Source organism: Tianxiuia mixotrophica, from assembly GCF_050596425.1.
In the GTDB taxonomy this organism is placed as follows: domain Bacteria; phylum Bacillota; class Clostridia; order Peptostreptococcales; family Acidaminobacteraceae.
The window spans coordinates 4,688,932-4,708,441 of the sequence record NZ_CP192292.1; the positions used below are offsets into that span (position 1 = coordinate 4,688,932).

A 19,510-nucleotide genomic window follows, 5' to 3' on the forward strand; every position below is an offset into this window, starting at 1 on the left:
GATTATAAATAAGGCTCAATGGCTGAGAGTATTTTCGCCTTCATATCTTCTGAAAGGTCGTCTTCTTCACTAAGAGAGTGCCTGTCCATGTCGATTCGAACCTTTGGACACAGGTCAAAGCTTTCATACCAGGCCTCATAATTCCGTCTTAAATCCTGCATGTAGTCTTTTGGAATCATGTCAGCTTCACTCGACCGGTCTCGAATGCGGATTCTTTCCATAGCCGTGTCCACGCTGACATCTATGTATATTAGTAGTTGGGGCGGTTTTATATGCATGAGCATATTATGGAGAAGCCCCTTATAAATACGAAACTCATCCCGGCTCATTTGGCCCCGTTCATGGATGGTCTTGGCAAAAATTTCATCACCATATATGGAACGGTCAAAAATAGCTGACTGACCACTGCTATCCACCTTTTTTATGTCACGAAAACGGTCATTTAAAAACATGACCTGTATAATAGCACTCCACCTCTTCTGGTCTGCATAAAACCGATCAAGCATCCGCTGGGCAAGTGCTCCTTTTTCATCATCAAGAAGTTCTTCATAAACCGGTATATTAAGGGCCTGACTTAGAAACTTGGCAACTGTACTCTTGCCGGCTCCAATAATTCCATCAACAACAATAGCCATATTCCTTTCAGCTCCTTTATTATAGTATCTTGTTTGATCTGTTGAAGTAAACTCGAACATAACTAAACCTCAATTCTGAAATCTTTAGCCTTCATATCGTCAAATGCTTTTTGAATGATTTCTCTAAGAACATTGATTTCAATATCATCTAGTTTATTGATGTACAAACAGCCTTTACCGACCTTGTGTTTTCCAAGTCTTTTTAGTAGGTCATCGAATTTATAAAGACCAGGCATAATATATACCGACAGATTCTGTTTTCGCGGTGAAAAGCCTGTCACAAACCAGTCTGCTTCACGCCCCGACTTGGTTTTATAATGATAAGAACCGTAGCCCACTATGGCATCGCCCCACATACAAGGGACTTCCTTTGTCACGTCATTCATTATTTCCAATAGTTTTAGGCTATCTTCCCTCCGTTTTTTATGGTCGAGGGATTCTAGAAAGTCTTTAACATTTTTCGAATTTTTCTTCGTCTTGAGTTCTGTCATTTTACCACCTCAGTTTTTCAAAGTCCGTAAGTATGAGACTAGTCATTCTTATACCCAATCTTTTACACATTCTAATAGGCTTTGACAAAATAAAAGGTCATAAAAAACAGCAGCCGAGACACGTGTCTCGGCTGCCAGGGTAGAGCCCACTATTTTGAATAATTGTAAACTGGTTTACAATATATATGCTTATTCATTTTTCCAAGGGCTTTGATCAATACTTTGGGTCATGTCTACAATTTCTTGCTTTGGCAAGCTAATGCCGATTGTCTCCCGAATAATATCTTCCACACTTTCAAGGAAAATAAAGGTCACATCATTTTTAACCTCTTGTGGGACATCATCCAGGTCTTTTTTATTGTCTTTTGGAAGAAGAATACGCTGAATGCCTGAGCGATGGGCAGCAATGACCTTCTCCTTGATGCCTCCAACAGGCATAACTGCACCTCTTAGGGAGATTTCACCTGTCATGGCCAGTTTAGGGTCAATTGGGTGGCCTGTTACAAGGGAGGCCAATGTGGTAAACATGGCCACTCCAGCGGATGGACCGTCTTTAGGTGTGGCGCCTGCGGGCACATGAATATGAATATCTTCTTTGTCCATATCAAAGTGTCTCATATACATGGCCAGTCGTGACCGGATAAGACTCTGGGAAATACGGGCAGACTCCTTCATGACATCGCCAAGTTGCCCAGTCAAAATGAGCTGTCCTTTACCCGGCATGTGGGCCGCCTCAATAAAGAGTATGTCGCCCCCAACCGGTGTCCACGCAAGTCCTGTTACAACCCCTGGCGGGTTCATTTCGCCAACCCTGTCATACCTTGCAATTTCATGCCCGAGTATATCCCTTAACATACTTTCCTTAATGGTGTAAGGCAGGTCAACAGCACCGGTAACGATCTTTTCAGATGATACCCTGGCCACCTTTGCCAATTGGCGCTTAAGGCTTCTCACGCCTGCTTCTCTTGTATATTTCTCAATGATCTGACGGAGGGCGTCATCTTCAATTGTGAGTTGGTCGTGGGTCATGCCATGGTCTTCTAAGACTTCAGAAAGTAAGTGGTCCTTGGCAATATGAAACTTTTCAAGACTTGTATAACTTCCCACTTCTATAATTTCCATCCGGTCTCTTAAAGGGCCTGGAATGCTTCGAAGTGAGTTGGCTGTGGCTATGAAGAACACATCTGACAAGTCGTAGGGCACATCTAAATAGTGGTCAGTGAATGTGTCATTTTGTTCTGGGTCAAGAACTTCCAGTAGGGCACTTGCTGGATCTCCACTTGCAGATGCCATGAGCTTATCCACTTCATCCAGAATGAAAACTGGATTTTTTGACCCCACACGTTTCATGCCCTGAATAATTCGCCCTGGCATGGCCCCAATATAGGTTCTTCTGTGACCTCTAACTTCGGCCTCATCACGGACACCACCAAGGCTTATGCGGACATATTCTCTTTCAAGGGCTTGGGCGATGCTCTTTCCAAGACTTGTCTTTCCTGTTCCCGGCGGTCCCACAAGAAGTAGAATAGACCCTTGTTTGTTCTTTTTGAGTTTCATAACAGTCAGGTGCTGAATAATTCTGTCCTTAACCTTATCCAGTCCATAATGAGCCTCGTTTAACTTTCGTCTGGCCTGCGAAATGTCAATGTCCCTTATTTCACTGTCGCCCCATGGCAGGCTTGTAAGCAGGTCAAGATAGTTTCTAATCACATTGATTTCAGAGCTGTTTGGACTTTGCCTTTCAAACTTCTCCACTTCATCAAGGGCAATTTCTTTGACTTCTTCTGGCATACCAGCCTCTTCAATAAGGGCTCTATAGTCCTTCTTCTCTTTTGATGATGACCCTTCTGACTCACCCAGTTCTTCTTTAATGGCCCGCATTTGTTCGCGGAGCATTTGTTCCCTGTAATTTTTGTTAGCACGCTCAGAAAACTTCTGATTCAGTTCAATTTGAAACTGTATTGATTGTTTGTGTTCTATGAGCAGGTCAAGAAAACGAAGGCTTCTTTTTCGAAGGGACCGCATTTCCATAAAGGCCTGTTTCTGGTCTACAGATATGTTGACGAATGGTATAATCGCAGCAATGATCTTATTAATGTCATCTATTTGCTTGATATATTCCACATAGGATTCAGCCCCTTTAAAATTTTGGCTGATTTCTTCAGTGATGTCCTTCACGTATTCAAGTATGTCTTTTTGGTTCTTGTGATCCATATCAACAATATCTGGCTGCTCTTCATATGTGGTCTTGTAGGAGCCTGATTCAAACCAAACATCATTTGCCATAACACGGTCAATAACCTTCAGTTTTAGATGGAAGCCCCCTGTTACCTTTTGGGCGCTTTCAATTTTAACTATGTTTCCGACCAGGTGAAAATCATTCATGCTGTATCTGTTAACATCTGCTTCACTTCTTAGAGTGAGGGCCACAGCATAAAAATCATCCTGCACAATTTTATAATAGAGTTCGTTGTCAAAATGACTGTTTATTTTTATGTCTGTCTCACTGCCATGAAATAAGACTGTTTCAACCATTGGTATTACGTTTAATTCTTTTTTGATCTTGTCAATATTCATACCAAACACCTCTTTTTTTCTGTCATACTAGGCTCTTATTAAGCCACCATCAATCGGTCTGCAAACTCACGAAATGATTCTTCCAAATCGGACCTTTCATCCACTTCATTTTTTTCATTTTGATTGCTCATTCTGACTTCTGCCTCTTCATCTAGGGCCAGGGTCAAGTCCAGTAGTGTCTGTGAAGACTTTTCGTATAGGGCCCATCCCCAGGCATCAATTCTTGGTTTGATTTGATACCTTTCAATGGCCACCTTCATGAATGCAAAGGTCATTATGAACCAGAAACTGATCATTTCAGATTCAATAAAAGCTTCTCCTGAATGACTGAGTTTGGATAAGCCCACCACAAGGCTCATAGATAGGATGATTTCAACGAAATTTAAAATCATGAACATATTGCTAAAGACCCTGCTGTACCACTTGGTTTTTTTAAGTATTTTCTTGCTCTTTTTCTGTAAACCTGTAAAAGCGTCTTGCACGTGGGATTTTTCTGAGCACATTTTGCATTTGCTTTTTAGCTTCTTATCAATGACTTCTGCTTTAAAGCTGTCCAGTTGCCGCTGGGCATCTTCAAAAGCCCACTCCAGGCTGTATTTATGTCTATTCTCATGAATGTCACTTAGTTCTTTGAAAAAGTTGTTTATTTCTGCTGAGTTTGTACTCATTATTCCTCCCCTTTAGCCCTTATTATTTATGTTTTTAATAAGTCTGTCTTGTATCCCCTATAGGATGTTGCCCTCATAACCCTTAGCCCCATTTGGACTTTTAAATACAGAGTCTAAAACACTGTTTAAGAATCATCAAGCATCAATTTTAAATATAAAAGTAATAATTAGTTTTGTTTTCCCTAACTATATTCCTAAAAAAATATTGCTATTTTCACGAATGACTTCTTTATAGAATTTCTATATGATCACACTAACAACCACAAGCATAGGGTCTCAATTTTACTTTAATCCCTGTTTCATATAGTTAGTTTGCCCTTTCCTAACTATATGGTCTTAAAAAAATTGAGGCTACTCAATTTTCTCAAGAATCTTTATTAAAGTATCAAGGTCTTCTTCGTTTAATTGGCTGCTTAGTTTCTTAGCCATATAAGTCCATGTTGTTTTTTCAAGATTAACTATGGTTTGTCCCCGCTCTGTGAGCTTAACATAGTATACGCGGCCATCAGCCGGGCAGCTCTGTTTGTAGACCAAGTCCATTTTCACAAAACGCTTGACCATTTCTGTTGCAGTGGGTTTTGAAATATCAAGGACCTCAGCCAAATGGGTTGTGGTCATACCTTCACTGCAATTAAATTTCTTCAAATAATCAAGTTGCCTTAAACTCAGTTCTGAAATATCCAGGTCATCTATCACTGAAAAGTAGCAAGACCCTTTTAATTTCATGAGTTTTCCAATCCCACTTGATAGTTTTTCTTTTCGATCCACAGGATCACCTCATAAGTTAGTTCGTCTTTCCCTAACTAAACTATAATTGATTAGGGCTTTAAAGTCAACAATTTTGATCGATTATTTTACTCGACGTCTTTTATGGATTTTGAGTCAATCTCTGATATGACGTCCATGTCTAAGGTCTGCTGGAAATCCAGTTCTTGAATTTCATTCTTAATATCCAGCATCCTATCGTCAAGAAGGGTAATCATATTGGCACAAACCTTGAGTTGGTCCGTGATATTTTTTGGCGCTTGATTTCGATACTTGTAATAAATTTTGTGCTCAAGACTTGCCCAAAAATCCATGGCGATGGTTCTAATTTGAATTTCAATACGGGTGGGAACCACACCGCTGCTTAAGAAGACTGGGATCTCAACATGAACATGCATACTCTTGTATCCATTATCCTTGGGATTTGCAATATAGTCCTTAACCTCAATTATTCTAACATCGTCTTGCCTATCAAGCAGGTCATAGACCTTATAAATGTCAGATGTGAATGCACAAATCACACGTATACCCGCAATATCAAAAATATGCTTTCTTGCATTTTCAATCGTTGGTTCAAACCCATACCTTACAAGCTTGTCCATAATGCTTGAAGGTTTTTTCACGCGGGACTTTATGTGCTCTATCGGGTTATAGTCATGAATGCTTCTAAACTCTTCATCGAGAATTTGAAGCTTTGTGTTCACTTCTTCCACCGCAAATTTGTGGACAAGAAGAAGGTCTCTCCATGGCTTCATTTCCTTTGTAGCAAATTCTTCGTACATACTTTTCTCCTCACTTGGCTCGTTGCTATTATCATATCCCAAGTTTGTGGTATTTATCAATAGCCATCAGACCTATTTAATATTTAAGGTGAGTTGCCTAGTGCACTAATTTATAGTATGCTTTATTTAGTTGCCTGGTTAACTATTTATAAGGAGGTTCTCATTATGCATTTCCCTAAAACACCAAATATCCACCAATATGCTGATAATAAACAGCTTGTAAAGCATGGTCCTCTTTCGAAACACGGACACGATGTGCCAGATATTATGCTTAAATACGGTAGAAAACGCTCACTAATCCCTCAACGTTTACCTGTTATTAAGGACCTCATTCGGTCCCTTCATGAGAGTAAAATAAGTTATAAAAGCCTAGCCAACAACCCTATTAAGGGCAAGCGACATATAGATGAGGCGACTTTGAGCTCACTAAGGCAAATGATTATTGATTTGGACTGTCATGCCATTGGTTTTACTAAGGTAGATCCATCACTTATTTTTATTAATAAGGGCATATTATATTCAAATGCCATCGTTATCACTATGGAAATGCAAGCGGACAAAATGGATACAGCCCCTAGCAAGGCCTGTGTGAAGGAGGTCTTTAGAACATATAAGGAACTAGGCATCATCGTCAATAAAGTTGCCCATTACTTACGTCAAGCTGGCTTTTCAGCACAAGCGGGTCCTGCAATTGGAGGCGACACCAATTATCCCCTCCTTGCACAGAAAGCCGGTCTAGGCCATCTTGGAAGACACGGCCTGCTAATTTCACCGAAAGTTGGACCACGACAAAGAATTGCTGTGATTTACACAGACATTGACAACCTGCCTTTCACAGATTCCCTTTCCAAAGAGCATGATTGGATAGAGGCCTTCTGCCAGAGATGCAGACGCTGCCAAAGGGCTTGTCCCGCAAATGCCATCTATGACAAAATTAAGCTTGCCAGTGACGGATCAAAACAACACATTGACTATAAAAAATGCGCTTTGCCCTTTTCATCAAACTACGGCTGTTCAGTTTGCATTAAAGCCTGTACCTTTAATAGCCAAGACTATGATACTATTAAAAAGAAAATGGACTAAAAATGAAATATAGTGTTGTTTAGGAGGGGATAGCATGCGTGGAATGAATATTGGTCTATTGATTAGACTGCTTTATAGAAATGTATCAAGCTTGCTCGATGAAAAGCTTAAAAGTGTTGGTATTTCCCAGAGTCAACTGGAATACTTCATGGCAATTAGTGGAAATGAAGGGATTAACCAAAAGGCCCTTGCTGAAACGCTCCATGTGGGCAAAACGTCTTCTACAAAAGCTGTGAAAAGGTTGATTGATCAGGGCCTTGTCTATCGTGAACCCAATGAAGATGACCAGCGTCATTTTAACCTGTACATTACCGAAAAGGGTGATTCCATGAGAGATGATTTCAAAAAAATTTTCCTAGACACCCAAAGCGGAATCATGTCTGACCTAAGCGACCAAGAACTGGAACAGCTTCAAGGCCTCCTTGAAAGATTGCTTAAAAAAACAGATGCCTATCGGGAAAAAGATTTATACTAGATTTCTTATCAATAACTCAACTAGACGTCTGTTTCTAACCACCAAACACAGGGCAATCCTTGATTGCCTCTGTCGCGACACGCGCCAGATAAATAAAAAAATAGATTTAAGGAATCAAATGTAAACGCTTAATTCCTTAAATCTATTTTTTTATTTGCCTGGCTTTGTGTTTCGCGAACATAAAGAAAGCGTCCCGCTATTGCGAGACGCTGGTTTGGTTTAATTAAAGTACGTTTACGTTTTCAGCTTGAGGACCTTTAGGACCTTCAGCTAGTTCGAAAGTTACGTTTTCGCCTTCTTCTAGCGTCTTGTAACCATCTTTGTTAATTTGAGAGAAGTGTACGAATACATCGTTACCTTCTTCAGAAGTAATGAAACCATAACCTTTTTCTGCGTTAAACCATTTTACTGTACCGTTCATATTGGTATTCCTCCGATTCAATTAATTTACTTTTAATAATTCATAGCAAAATATTGACGAATAAAACTTCGAAAGGTTACTGGGATACCGATAATCAGTACTAGTACTATTCAAATGATTTTATTGCAAACTTTGATTCTGAATTACTTTACAGCTTCATAATAACACTAAAAATAATCTAAAGCAAGCAATTTGAGGTATCTTTTGTCTGAATTGTTTGATATACTATGTTAATTGTTCAGAAGTGAGTTTGTTGAAATCCGCATACTTTTACTGAAACAACTGTAATTTACTGTATTTAACCAACTTGTAAAAGACAAAGGAAAAATTATGTTGAGTTTTGCAAATTTAAACGTGAATGAAGACCTAGTTGCCCTTCTAAGGAAGAAAGGCATCAAAGAACCCACTCAAATTCAGCAAGAAGCCTTGCCAGCAATCATGAATGGGTCAGATATTATCGCCCAGTCTCAAACAGGGACGGGTAAAACACTGGCATTTTTACTGCCTATGTTCCAAACCTTTGACCCCAACTCTAAAAAAGTACAAGGTCTGATTGTCACACCGACAAGAGAGCTTGCCATCCAAATCACTGAAGTGGCTAATATGCTGAATCAAGATGATGCTCTTGGTGTCTTATCTGCTTATGGCGGTCAAGATATTGGAAAGCAACTCAAGAAACTAAAAAACAATATCCATCTTATTATTGCGACACCAGGTCGACTCCTTGACCATATGCGCCGGGAATCTATAGATTTAAACGGCCTTAAAATGCTGGTTCTTGACGAAGCAGACCAAATGCTCCATTTGGGCTTTCGTCCTGAAATTGATATGATTATGCGCCTGACCCCTAAAAAGAAACAGGTCCTTTGCTTCTCTGCAACAATGGATTCTAAGGTCAAAAAAATAGCTTATAGAAATATGGACCATCCTGTTGAAATCACAATTCAAAAGAAAAGTATCACCCTTGATGCCATTGAGCAGCGCATCGTTAAAACCACGGACCGTAAGAAGCAAAATGATCTTAAAACAGTCCTTGAAGAAGATCATCCCTTCATGGCTATTATATTTTGCCGAACAAAGCGTCGAGTGGATGCTCTGGAAATGGCCCTAGCCCAAAGTGGGTATGACTGCGAAAAGCTTCATGGGGACTTGACGCAGAAAAAGCGCGAACGTATTATGAAGGGTTTTAGAGACTTGAAATTTCAGTTTCTCATCGCGACAGACGTTGCAGCCAGAGGTCTTGATATAAGTGGTGTTACCCATATTTATAATTATGACATGCCTGAGAACCCTGAAATTTATATTCATAGAATTGGACGAACAGGACGAGCTGGGGATGAAGGCATAGCTACGACATTTGCCACACCTAGAGACCAGAATCTACTATCCGATATTGAAAAAGCCATTAAAATGGACCTTCCTAAGCGTTTCATCTCTGCTTCTGAAGCAGATTTCAACCGGTCGTAGGTATCCATTTAAAACATGCAAGCAACACATTAGCAAGCTGACGAAGGACTCATACAAACATATGAGTCCTTTTTTTTTCAGGCGTTTGAATGATATTTTGCAAGTCGATTGTATGAGGGTCTCTTCTTCAGTTAAAGATGTAAAGATGGATTTTTCGACTTCCTTAGGCTTGATTTTATAAGGGCCTTATAATTAATTTATGATCTTCTTTCAGCATTTGGGTATAATAAAACTTGTAACTGTCTATTCACGAGTTTGCAATGGCCTTCATATGCTAATGAAGATTTCAATGATAAAAAAATGAGGTGACCCTATGAAATTAGCAATCCTAGGATTCGGTGGTGTTGGAAAGGCTTTCCTTCATCTATTACATGAAAAGAAGAACCATCTTAAAGAAATTCATTTAGATCTTCAGGTTCTTTATATATTTAACTCCAAAGGCTGTCTCTACATGCCTGAAGGCATTCCCATTGAAGACCTATCAAGGCACCTAAGATCGGGAGGCACCCTTGAAAACTACCCTCTTAATGTCTTTTATGAAGCAACTTACGAAACAATGATTGAAAACGGTGACGCTGACATGCTGATTGAGCTGACACCAACCAATATAGAAACAGGTCAACCAGCCCTTGGCTATATAGAAAGGGCTCTCAAGCGGGGCATGCATGTCATTAGTGGCAACAAAGGTCCCATCGTTCATAATTACCACGGATTAAAAAACATGGCCTATGAAAATGGGGTTCAACTTGGTATTGGCTGTACTGTTGGAGGCGCTCTTCCATCCATGAATGCAGGTCTTTTTGATATAGCTGGTTCTGACATTCAAACCATCGAGGGGGTCCTTAATGGCACCTCAAATCACATTCTTAACATGATGGAAAAGCATGGCGTCAGCTATGAAGAAGCCCTCGCCATGGCTCAGAAGGCTGGAATTTCAGAGGCCAATCCAAGACTGGATGTGGAAGGCTTTGACACAGCATCCAAGCTCCTCATCCTCACCAATGTCCTTTGTAAGCAAAAGCATAGTCTAGACAAGATACATATTGAAGGCATCACTGGCCTGACCCATGAGGATATACATGTGGCTAAAATGGAGAATAAGAAATATAAGCTCATCGGACGGGCCAAGCGTACCCTTCACGACTTTATTGTCAAAGTCAGCCTTGAAAAAATTGATGCGAGTCACCCTTTTTACAATGTGGATGGCAAAAACAAGGCTGTTCGCTTTACAACAGATACCATGGGCGAACTCACCCTCATAGGTGGAGCATCAGGCACCACACCGGCGGCGGCATCCATTCTTAGGGACATAATCAATATCCACCGAGGCTACAAGTTCATTTGGTAAGTTTCAACTGTTTTTGTAACACTTCAAATTTCCCTTTAACTTCCTCCTTAATTTCTATATAATGAGTGGGAGAACTTATTCACAACATTATAAACTGAAAGGGGTCTTTCTTCATGAAAAAAGGAGATCTAATGTGGGTCGGTGGCCTACTAGCTGTTATTGCATTTTTAACACTCCCGGCAACACATAACGTATTCGTCGAGAGTTCGAAAAACCACCCTCTTATCATGGCATTTATTAAATTCTTCGTGCTGGGTACAATGGGTGAAGTGCTTGGTGGACGTATCACAGCTGGAGAGTGGAAAAAACCTGTCGGTCTTTTCTGGCGCGCTGTGGTTTGGGGGGTACTAGGTATTATCATTGCTATGGCCTTTACTATTTTCTCAACGGGTGTAAAAGCTCTTATCAGCGATGGTCTACTGCCAATGTTTGCAAACGGTTCAATGGGCGCAAAAATTCTAACAGCATTCTTTATCAGTGCTTTTATGAATGCAATCTTTGCACCTGTCATGATGGGTTTTCACAAGCTCACGGACACTTACATTGACCTAAGTGGTGGAAAAATCGGTAATTTAAGCGGTGTAAAACTTGCAGAAGTTGTTGATACAATTGATTTCCAGGGTCTGGTTGGATTTGTATATTTCAAGACGATTCCATTCTTCTGGATTCCTGCACACACTATCACATTCCTCATGCCACCTGTATACCGCGTGCTTATGGCAGCCTTCCTAGGCATTGCACTCGGTGCAATTCTAGGCTTTGCTAAGAAGAAGAAAACGGCATAGATGAAGGCAAAGTGTACTCATAACAATAAATCAATTTTAAAATAAAAGGATTGGCCGATTTTTATCAGGCCAATCCTTTTTATTCTTGTGTTCTACTATTAACAGCGCCCCACATAGGCAAATGAACGGGAATATATCACTTTGTGGAATTACTCTTTCATGCAAGATCTAGGCTTCATCAAAACCACCATAAAGCACACAGTCCATAAACTCACCATCAATATTATAGTAGTCCTTCAGACAGCCTTCTTTAACAAATCCATTCTTTTCAAGAATTCTGCCTGACCCCACATTCTCACCAACAACTCTAGCGTGAAGTTTACGAAGGCCTAGGTCTTTAAAGGCCACCTTCATAGCCAGTTCGACCACTTCTGTGCCTATACCCTTACCCCAAATACTTTTGTCAATAACATAGCCCAGTTCTGCGTGCCGAGCATCCTCATCATGTCCAAACAACATAACCGTGCCTATTACATTTCCAAATCTCTTGTCCTCGATATTGGCATATTTAAAAGTGCCAGCCTCTTCTCTTCTAAGCATTTCCGCAACATATTCCCTTGTTTCATTCATGCTTTCTGTGAGGGGCCATCCAATATATTTCGATACCTCTGAGTTTGAAGCCATCACATGAATGGCATTTGAGTTTTCTATTCGCATTTTTGTGAACTTAATGCGTTCAGATTCAAAACCGTAAAGAACGCCACTGTCCCATTTAGATTTTTCCATATACAATCTCCTGTTCATACCATTTGTCAAATATTTTATTCGTCTGATTCAATATTACGCTTCTTATATAAATTGACAATAGTATATTTGGTTAAATTTTCTTAAAATTCAGTTTTCATAATAGATTTTTTCCTCTTCTTGACATATACATAAGGAAAAAGAGCCCTCCTCCTGGTCATTAAGACCATGAAAGAAGGCTCTTTTTCTTATACGATGTTTCTTAGAACATTTGAAAAACAATCACTTTAAACCCTATCAATACCATGTCAAGGTCTATATTGATAGAATATTCCAGTATAACTTTTCAAATGCTCACATATTAAAAACTTCAGTCATTTTGAATGAGGGCGACTTGTTATGCATCATTCAAGATGCATAGCCACGCATTATACACTTTAATTTAGTAGCTTTCCAAGTGCCAATCTTCAAATAACTGAATAGAGGGGACTACTTAACAAGCATTAGCTCTACTGGAACGTATGCCTCTACAGATTCTCCCATAAGAACCTTAAGGGCACTTTCTACGCCCAGGCTACCAATCATATCTGGTTGCTGTGCCACTGTTGCAGCTAATGAACCCGCTTCAACAGCTTTAACAGCATCATCTGTGGCATCGAAACCAACAATCATAATATCTCGTCCAGAAGACTCAACAGCCTTTAGAGCACCTAGGGCCATTTCATCATTGTGTGCAAACACTGCATCAATTTCCGGTTGTGCTTGAAGGATATTCTCCATAACAGAAAGCCCCTTTGTTCTATCAAAGTCTGCTACCTGTCTTGCTACCACTTCAATGTCCTTGCCTTCTAGGGCCTTGTTGAATCCAGCACCACGGTCTCTTGCTGCTGATGTGCCTGCAATGCCTTCAAGTTCCACAACTTTGCCACTGCCACCTAGCATTTCAGCAATGTACTCGCCAGCCATCATGCCGCCTGCCACATTATCTGAGGCAATATGCGTTGCAATTTCACCCGCATTGGCTCCACGATCAAGGGTTAAAACTGGAATGCCTTTTTGATTGGCCATTTTGATGGCATTTACAACAGCATCTGAATCTGTTGGATTAATAAGAATAACACTCACATCTTGCGTGAGTAAATCTTCCATGTTTGCAAGTTCTTTGGCTGGATCATTTTGTGAATCCAGAACAATGAGTTCTAGGTTTAGTTCTTCTGCCTTGGCTTCAGCACCGTCTTTTAGAGTGACAAAGAATGGGTTGTTCAGTGTGGATACAATGAGACCCACCTTTTGACCACTGCCCATCATGGCACTGTCTTCTGTTTCTGTCATTGTCATGTCACCAGTGATCAGCTTCAGATCAACTGGTATAAATTCTTCGACAGTGGCGCCATCAATAACATCCTTCGCTGCTTTAACACCTAAAGACCCTATCAAGTCAGGTTGTTGGGCCACAGTTGCCGCCATATGACCTGCTTCAACCGCTTTAACAGCATCATCTGTTGCATCAAAACCAACGATTAGAATATCTCGACCTGAGGACTGAACCGCTGTAAGAGCCCCAAGTGCCATTTCATCATTGTGTGCGAAAACAGCGTCAATTTCTGGTTGTGCTTGAAGGATGTTTTCCATAACAGAAAGACCCTTTGTTCTATCAAAGTCTGCCACCTGTCTTGCCACCACTTCAATATCCTTGCCTTCTAAAGCCTTGTTGAACCCAGCACCACGGTCTCTTGCTGCTGATGTGCCTGCAATACCTTCAAGTTCAACAGCCTTGCCGCTGCCGCCAAGAAGTTCTGCAATGTACTCGCCAGCCATCACACCACCTGATACATTATCAGATGCAATATGTGTGACAACTTCACCTGCATTGGCACCTCTATCAAGGGTGATAACAGGAACGCCTTTGTCATTGGCCATTTTGATAGCGTTTCCAACAGCATCTGAATCCGTTGGGTTAATAAGTATAACGTCTACATCTTGTGTGAGTAAATCTTCCATGTTTGCCAGCTCTTTAGCTGGGTCATTTTGAGAATCTAAAACAATCATTTCAAGACCCATTGACTGAGCCTCAGCTTCTGCACCATCCTTTAGTGTTACAAAGAACGGGTTGTTAAGTGTTGATACAATTAAACCAATTTTCCCTGCAGCCGCCATATCTTCCCCGCCGCCTGCTGGTGTCTCCTCAGCTGGTGCACTACACCCAGCCAACATGCCCATGACCATAACTGCAACCATGAGAAATGCCATAAACTTTTTCATTTGAATCCTCCTCCTCATTTTCATTATTTCTCTTTTTGATCCAATAACACCGCAATAAGAATCACTAAGCCCTTTGCTAGGAGCTGATAATAAGACGTCACGTTTAAGAGATTCAGAGCGTTGTTAAGAATACCGATAATAAACGCACCGACTATGGTGCCGATAACAGAACCCACACCGCCTGCAAGAGATGTGCCCCCGAGCACAACAGCGGCAATGGCATCCAGTTCATAGCCTGAACCAGCTGTGGGTTGAGCAGAGGCCAGTCTGGATGTGATAAGAATCCCACCCACTGCGGCCATAAGACCACTCATGCCATAAACGAATAATTTTACCCTGTGGACACTCACTCCAGATAACTGAGTGGCTTCTTCATTGCCACCTGTTGAGTAGACATAGCGTCCAATGGTTGTGTGTTTCAATATAAAATAGCAAGCTGCAAAAATAGCCGCCATAATCAGAATTGGATTTGGAACACCCAGTGTGTAGCCGTTACCAATGTTCGAAAAGGCTTCAGCGTTGGCCTCATACCCTGCACTAATCGGCTTTCCATCTGTGAAAACCAGAGTGGCTCCACGAAAAACTGTCATAGTTGCCAGGGTTACGATAAATGGCTGTAATTTGCCTTTTGAAATGACAAAACCATTGAAAAGGCCAATGCCAAGACCTACAAGAAGGGCTGCCAGCACTGCGACAAAAGCTGAAGAACCGCCCGCAAGCATAAAGGCAGCAACCGCACCACTTATAGCCAACGTGGAACCCACTGACAGGTCTATACCCCCGGTTAAAATAACAAATGTCATCCCCGCTGCAATAATGGCATTGACTGATGTTTGTCTAAAGACATTGAACATATTTGACCATGTGAAAAAACGGTCACTCATAAACGATATAATCACGGAAAACATAACCAGACCGATGACCGACTGGAATCGACCTAGGTTTTCTTTAATACCTTGCTTCATATTTATTCCCTCCTAAGGCCTACAGCCAGACGCATAATGCCTTCCTGGTTTGCAGTGCTTCTATGGATAATGCCAGAAATGGTTCCCTCATGCATGACCATAATACGGTCACACATGCCCAGAAGTTCAGGTATTTCTGATGAAATCATTAAAATGGCCATACCTTTTTCTTTAAACTCATTCATTAAGTCATAAATTTCTTTTTTAGCCCCTACATCTACCCCACGGGTTGGTTCATCCAGTATAAGAACCTTTGGATCTGTCATGAGACTCTTTGAAATGCTGACTTTTTGCTGGTTGCCCCCCGATAAGAACTTGATCTTCTGGTTAAGCGATGGGGTTTTTATGGACAGGTGTCCAACAAAGTCATCAGCCATTTTCTTTTCTAAGGACTGATTAATAAGACCAGACTTAGAAAGTCTTTTTAGGGCCGACATAGACATGTTCTCTTTAACAGACATGCCTAGAACCAGTCCATCTTTTTTTCGATCCTCCGACACATAGGTAATGCCCGACTCGATCGCCTGTTTTTCACTTTTTATTGTTAGGGGCTGTCCGTCCAGCTCCACACTTCCTGAATCCATTTTAAAATGTCCAAATAGGGTTTTTGCCAGCTCTGTTCTTCCGGCTCCCATTAGACCTGCCACACCAAGGATTTCCCCTTTTTTCAGTTCAAAGCTGATATTTCTTACATGGGCATTTTTAAGCTCGTGAACCTTCAGCACCACATCACCACTGTCCGAGTTTAAATACGGATACTGGTCTTCAAGCTTTCGACCAACCATAAGCTCGATAAGCATGTCTTCATTGATTTCTGACACACTCTTTTCAGCAATAAACTGTCCATCTCTCAAGACTGTTACATCATCACATATTTCAAATATTTCTTTTAGTCTATGCGAGATATATACAATGCTTTTTCCCTCAGCCTTCAAGGCACGTATCACTTCAAAAAGGCTTTCTGTTTCTTGATCTGTTAGGGCATCTGTTGGCTCATCCATAATGATGAGTTCTGCGTCTAGGGAAAGTGCCTTGGCAATTTCAAACATCTGCTTGTTGCCTATGGAAAAGTTTTTCACACTCTTTCGGGGATCAACCTTAATATTTAGTGAAGTCAGCAGGTCTTCAGATTTTTTCATAAGGGCCTGCCAATCCATAACATTCAAAAATTTCTTTGGCTCCCTGCCAAGAAAAATATTCTCTCCTATGGACATTTCTTCTATAAGATTTAGTTCTTGATGAATAATAGCTATACCCAGGTCTTGAGCATCTTTAGGCCCTTTCATCTCGACGTCTTGTCCCTTAAACCGTATGGTGCCTTCTGACTTTCTATAAACACCAGATAAGATTTTCATCAAAGTGGACTTGCCTGCGCCGTTTTCACCAAGTAAGGCCATGACTTGCCCCTGATAAACGTTCAAATGAACATCATCTAGGGCTTTCACACCCGGAAAAGTCTTGGTGACATGTTTCATTTCAAGTATCTTCTCACGCATTTTGCCACATCCTTAAAAAATAACACCAGACTTTAATATCACATTTGCATAGGGCGTACATTCCCCTGTGCGTATTACCGCTTTGGCACTTCCCGTTTTCACCTTGAAAGCTTCATGAGAAATATAGGTGACTTCCTTATCTTCAAGCAGTCCATGAACATGGCTCTCAATGACAGGATTATTGTCCTTAATCTCAGTGGCCAGGGTATAGCTTTCACATTCAAAGCTGTCCAGTAAGGCCTTCAAAACATCCATAAATGTTGGATGACCTGCCGTAAGAGCCAGATCAATTCTCCTTACCCCATCAGGAATGGGTAGACCGGCATCAGCAATTACAATCTCGTCTGTATGCCCCATTTTGCTGATCACTTCTAAAATATCTGCATTGAGCAGTTTGTTTTTGATCACTTTCTCTTCACCCCTTTGAATGACTCAATTTCTTTCCGGCTTGGCAGGGAGCTCTGTGCCCCGTGTTTTGTCACAGTGACAGCTCCAACCTTCATGGCAAAGGCCATGGCATCTTCCATACTTGCTCCTTCTGAAAGGGCTGTTACAAGACCACCTATGAAACTATCACCTGCCGCTGTTGTATCCACCGCTTCCACTTTATAGCCTGATACGTGGAAGTTCTTATGATCTTTATCAATATAGAGTGCGCCCTTCTTGCCCAAAGTTATAATAAGAGCACTTATGCCCTGATCAAATAGAAGGTCCGCCCCCGCTTGAAGTCCTTCCTTAGTTTCTGCAGAGTGTCCCGTCAAAAGTTCAAACTCTGTTTCATTTGGGATCAGCAAGTCCACATTTGAAATAAGGGATTTTGATAATGCTTGAGCCGGTGCCGGATTGAGGACAGTTTTCAGTCCCATCTTCTTAGCTTTATCAAAGGCCAGTTCTATGGTTTCCATTGGTGTTTCCAGTTGAGCCACAAGGTAGTCTGCCTCTTTTAGGGCCTTATCCACCTCTTTGCTTTCTATACAGTCAGGTGTCAATTTAAAATTGGCACCCGGTATAACAACAATGGAATTGTCCCCGTCATCGTTGACCATAATAAGGGCCGTACCTGTTGGTGAACCAGAGACCTTTTTCACATTGTCACTCTTCACACCGCTTTTTGTCAGCGCTTCTAATAAATCAGTGCCAAAGTTGTCATCTCCAACCCGTCCGAGCATAGAGACCTGACCACCTAAGCGACCCATGGCCACAGCTTGGTTGGCACCCTTTCCACCGGGAATTTCACTAAAGCCCCGTCCTAAAATAGTTTCTCCAACCTTTGGTGTTACCTTGACATTTGTCACCAAATCCATGTTTAAACTGCCAAGTACAAGTACTTTCTTCATCTTCTCACTCCTTAGGTTAAACGTTTAACCTTGTAAAAAAATATGTCTCCCCAAGCGCTTTATTTTTAAAACACTTGGGGTCTTATCCTACCTTGTTGTGCCCCTTACAACCAACTTTGTTTTAAGGGCATCTTTGTTTGGTTTAACAGTCTTGCCCTGAATCATGCCCACTAACATTTGAGCGGCTTGATACCCCATTTCATAATTGGGCTGGTTGACCGTTGTCAGCTCTGGCGTCACCATTTGAGCCATGTAAATATCATCATAACCCACAAGTCCAACGCGCTCAGGCACCTTAATGTTTTGAGAATGCAGGGCTTTCAGAGCCCCGAGAGCAATAAGGTCATTGCCGCAGAAAATCCCATCAAACTGTGCTTTTTGGGAAATCAGCTTTTCCACACTTTTAAAACCCCAGTCTCCTGTATATGTACCCGAAAGTAAATGGTTCTCAAACGGATTTAAACCTTTTTCTTCATGGGCACGCAAATACCCCTTGTATCTTTGCTGGGCAGGTTTTGATGTCATCGGCCCAGAAATGTGATAAATTCTTTTATAGCCTCGATCAATCATATGGGTCACAGCTTCATATGCGCCCACTTCATTGTCCACCACTATTTTCTTTTGTGATTTTAATCCATCAATATCTCGATCCACGGTGATAACCGGAATTCTTACCCTTTTCAGCGCTGAACTCACTTCAGTACGGCTACTTGATGCTGTGAATATAATGCCGTCCACCATTTTTTCCTGTAACATGTCTATGTAGGCATCTTCTTTTTCAAGACTGTTATCAGAATTGCAAAGAATCAGGGTGTAACCTTCCTTGTTGGCAAGGTCTTCAGCACCACGGGCCAGTTCAGGGAAAAATGGGTTTGCAATATCCGGTATGATCAGACCAAGAGTCTTTGTTTTCTTAGTGACCATTGAACTTGCAATTCGATTTGGCACATATCCCACATCTTCAATTATCTTCATGACACGCATCCTCGTCGCAGCAGATATTTTTTCATCTTTGCCATTCACAACCTTTGAAACCGTTGCGGTTGACACATCTGCCAGACGGGCTATGTCTTTTATTGTCGCTTTCAAGAGTCTTTCACCATCCCGGGTTAAACGTTTACCTAAATTATATCAATACTTTAACATTTGTCAAATATTCATTTTCAGACCCTATTTCCTAACCTCATTAAGAGTCACTATCGCCTCTTATACCTTTAACATCCCATCCTGGAAAAACATAAAAACACCACTCGGTGAAAGTGACTCAAA

The 19,510-nt window shown here is 41.1% G+C and carries 19 protein-coding genes; 5 read left to right on the forward strand and 14 right to left on the reverse strand.

The window, feature by feature from the left end:
- Window positions 1-2: 2 nt before the first annotated feature.
- The 6 genes from ACQ4KW_RS20610 to ACQ4KW_RS20635 all read right to left on the reverse strand — a co-directional run bounded on the left by ACQ4KW_RS20610 (window position 3) and on the right by ACQ4KW_RS20635 (window position 5,918).
- Complete coding sequence (locus ACQ4KW_RS20610) at window positions 3-695, reverse strand: deoxynucleoside kinase (protein ID WP_430884318.1); 693 nt, start codon at window positions 693-695, stop codon at window positions 3-5.
- A gap of 2 nt (window positions 696-697) precedes the next feature.
- On the reverse strand, window positions 698-1,126 hold the full coding sequence (locus ACQ4KW_RS20615; RefSeq protein ID WP_430884319.1) for a DUF1801 domain-containing protein: 429 nt from the start codon (window positions 1,124-1,126) through the stop codon (window positions 698-700).
- A 189-nt stretch (window positions 1,127-1,315) separates the two neighbouring features.
- Window positions 1,316-3,703 (reverse strand): endopeptidase La, encoded by a 2,388-nt coding sequence (gene lon / locus ACQ4KW_RS20620; RefSeq protein WP_430884320.1) that lies wholly within the window; start codon window positions 3,701-3,703, stop codon window positions 1,316-1,318.
- 38 nt (window positions 3,704-3,741) lie between these two features.
- Complete coding sequence (locus tag ACQ4KW_RS20625) at window positions 3,742-4,371, reverse strand: hypothetical protein (protein WP_430884321.1); 630 nt, start codon at window positions 4,369-4,371, stop codon at window positions 3,742-3,744.
- Window positions 4,372-4,722: 351 nt separating this feature from the next.
- Window positions 4,723-5,139, reverse strand: coding sequence for a MarR family winged helix-turn-helix transcriptional regulator (locus ACQ4KW_RS20630; RefSeq protein WP_430884322.1), 417 nt, complete (start codon window positions 5,137-5,139; stop codon window positions 4,723-4,725).
- 86 nt (window positions 5,140-5,225) lie between these two features.
- The gene (locus ACQ4KW_RS20635) at window positions 5,226-5,918 is read right to left on the reverse strand and encodes a GTP pyrophosphokinase (RefSeq protein ID WP_430884323.1); all 693 of its coding nucleotides are present in this window, start codon (window positions 5,916-5,918) and stop codon (window positions 5,226-5,228) included.
- A 165-nt stretch (window positions 5,919-6,083) separates the two neighbouring features.
- Here ACQ4KW_RS20635 and ACQ4KW_RS20640 point away from each other — a divergent pair, with 165 nt between their 5' ends.
- Complete coding sequence (locus ACQ4KW_RS20640; protein ID WP_430884324.1) at window positions 6,084-7,001, forward strand: 4Fe-4S binding protein; 918 nt, start codon at window positions 6,084-6,086, stop codon at window positions 6,999-7,001.
- Window positions 7,002-7,035: 34 nt separating this feature from the next.
- On the forward strand, window positions 7,036-7,476 hold the full coding sequence (locus ACQ4KW_RS20645) for a MarR family winged helix-turn-helix transcriptional regulator (RefSeq protein WP_430884325.1): 441 nt from the start codon (window positions 7,036-7,038) through the stop codon (window positions 7,474-7,476).
- A gap of 223 nt (window positions 7,477-7,699) precedes the next feature.
- Here ACQ4KW_RS20645 and ACQ4KW_RS20650 read toward each other — a convergent pair whose 3' ends face one another.
- Window positions 7,700-7,897, reverse strand: a complete 198-nt coding sequence (locus tag ACQ4KW_RS20650; RefSeq protein ID WP_430884326.1) for a cold-shock protein — start codon at window positions 7,895-7,897, stop codon at window positions 7,700-7,702.
- A 330-nt stretch (window positions 7,898-8,227) separates the two neighbouring features.
- Here ACQ4KW_RS20650 and ACQ4KW_RS20655 point away from each other — a divergent pair, with 330 nt between their 5' ends.
- The 3 genes from ACQ4KW_RS20655 to ACQ4KW_RS20665 all read left to right on the forward strand — a co-directional run bounded on the left by ACQ4KW_RS20655 (window position 8,228) and on the right by ACQ4KW_RS20665 (window position 11,497).
- Window positions 8,228-9,364 (forward strand): DEAD/DEAH box helicase, encoded by a 1,137-nt coding sequence (locus ACQ4KW_RS20655; protein ID WP_430884327.1) that lies wholly within the window; start codon window positions 8,228-8,230, stop codon window positions 9,362-9,364.
- A 313-nt stretch (window positions 9,365-9,677) separates the two neighbouring features.
- Window positions 9,678-10,712, forward strand: a complete 1,035-nt coding sequence (locus tag ACQ4KW_RS20660) for a homoserine dehydrogenase (RefSeq protein WP_430884328.1) — start codon at window positions 9,678-9,680, stop codon at window positions 10,710-10,712.
- Between the two features lie 113 nt (window positions 10,713-10,825).
- Window positions 10,826-11,497: a hypothetical protein gene (locus ACQ4KW_RS20665; RefSeq protein WP_430884329.1), complete on the forward strand. Its 672-nt coding sequence runs from the start codon at window positions 10,826-10,828 to the stop codon at window positions 11,495-11,497.
- A 168-nt stretch (window positions 11,498-11,665) separates the two neighbouring features.
- Here ACQ4KW_RS20665 and ACQ4KW_RS20670 read toward each other — a convergent pair whose 3' ends face one another.
- From ACQ4KW_RS20670 to ACQ4KW_RS20700, 7 genes are all read right to left on the reverse strand, one after another.
- Entirely contained in the window at window positions 11,666-12,223 is a 558-nt protein-coding gene (locus ACQ4KW_RS20670; RefSeq protein WP_430884330.1) for a GNAT family N-acetyltransferase, read from the reverse strand.
- Window positions 12,224-12,670: 447 nt separating this feature from the next.
- The gene (rbsB, locus tag ACQ4KW_RS20675) at window positions 12,671-14,443 is read right to left on the reverse strand and encodes a ribose ABC transporter substrate-binding protein RbsB (RefSeq protein ID WP_430884331.1); all 1,773 of its coding nucleotides are present in this window, start codon (window positions 14,441-14,443) and stop codon (window positions 12,671-12,673) included.
- Between the two features lie 23 nt (window positions 14,444-14,466).
- The gene (gene rbsC, locus ACQ4KW_RS20680; RefSeq protein ID WP_430884332.1) at window positions 14,467-15,408 is read right to left on the reverse strand and encodes a ribose ABC transporter permease; all 942 of its coding nucleotides are present in this window, start codon (window positions 15,406-15,408) and stop codon (window positions 14,467-14,469) included.
- Window positions 15,409-15,410: 2 nt separating this feature from the next.
- Window positions 15,411-16,904 (reverse strand): ribose ABC transporter ATP-binding protein RbsA, encoded by a 1,494-nt coding sequence (gene rbsA / locus ACQ4KW_RS20685; RefSeq protein ID WP_430884333.1) that lies wholly within the window; start codon window positions 16,902-16,904, stop codon window positions 15,411-15,413.
- A gap of 12 nt (window positions 16,905-16,916) precedes the next feature.
- A complete protein-coding gene (rbsD, locus tag ACQ4KW_RS20690) occupies window positions 16,917-17,312 on the reverse strand; it encodes a D-ribose pyranase (protein ID WP_430884334.1) in 396 nt (131 codons plus the stop codon).
- Entirely contained in the window at window positions 17,309-18,241 is a 933-nt protein-coding gene (gene rbsK, locus ACQ4KW_RS20695; RefSeq protein ID WP_430884335.1) for a ribokinase, read from the reverse strand. The genes rbsD and rbsK overlap by 4 nt, the downstream gene beginning before the upstream one ends.
- A gap of 87 nt (window positions 18,242-18,328) precedes the next feature.
- Entirely contained in the window at window positions 18,329-19,330 is a 1,002-nt protein-coding gene (locus tag ACQ4KW_RS20700; RefSeq protein ID WP_430884336.1) for a LacI family DNA-binding transcriptional regulator, read from the reverse strand.
- Between the last annotated feature and the right edge of the window lie 180 nt (window positions 19,331-19,510).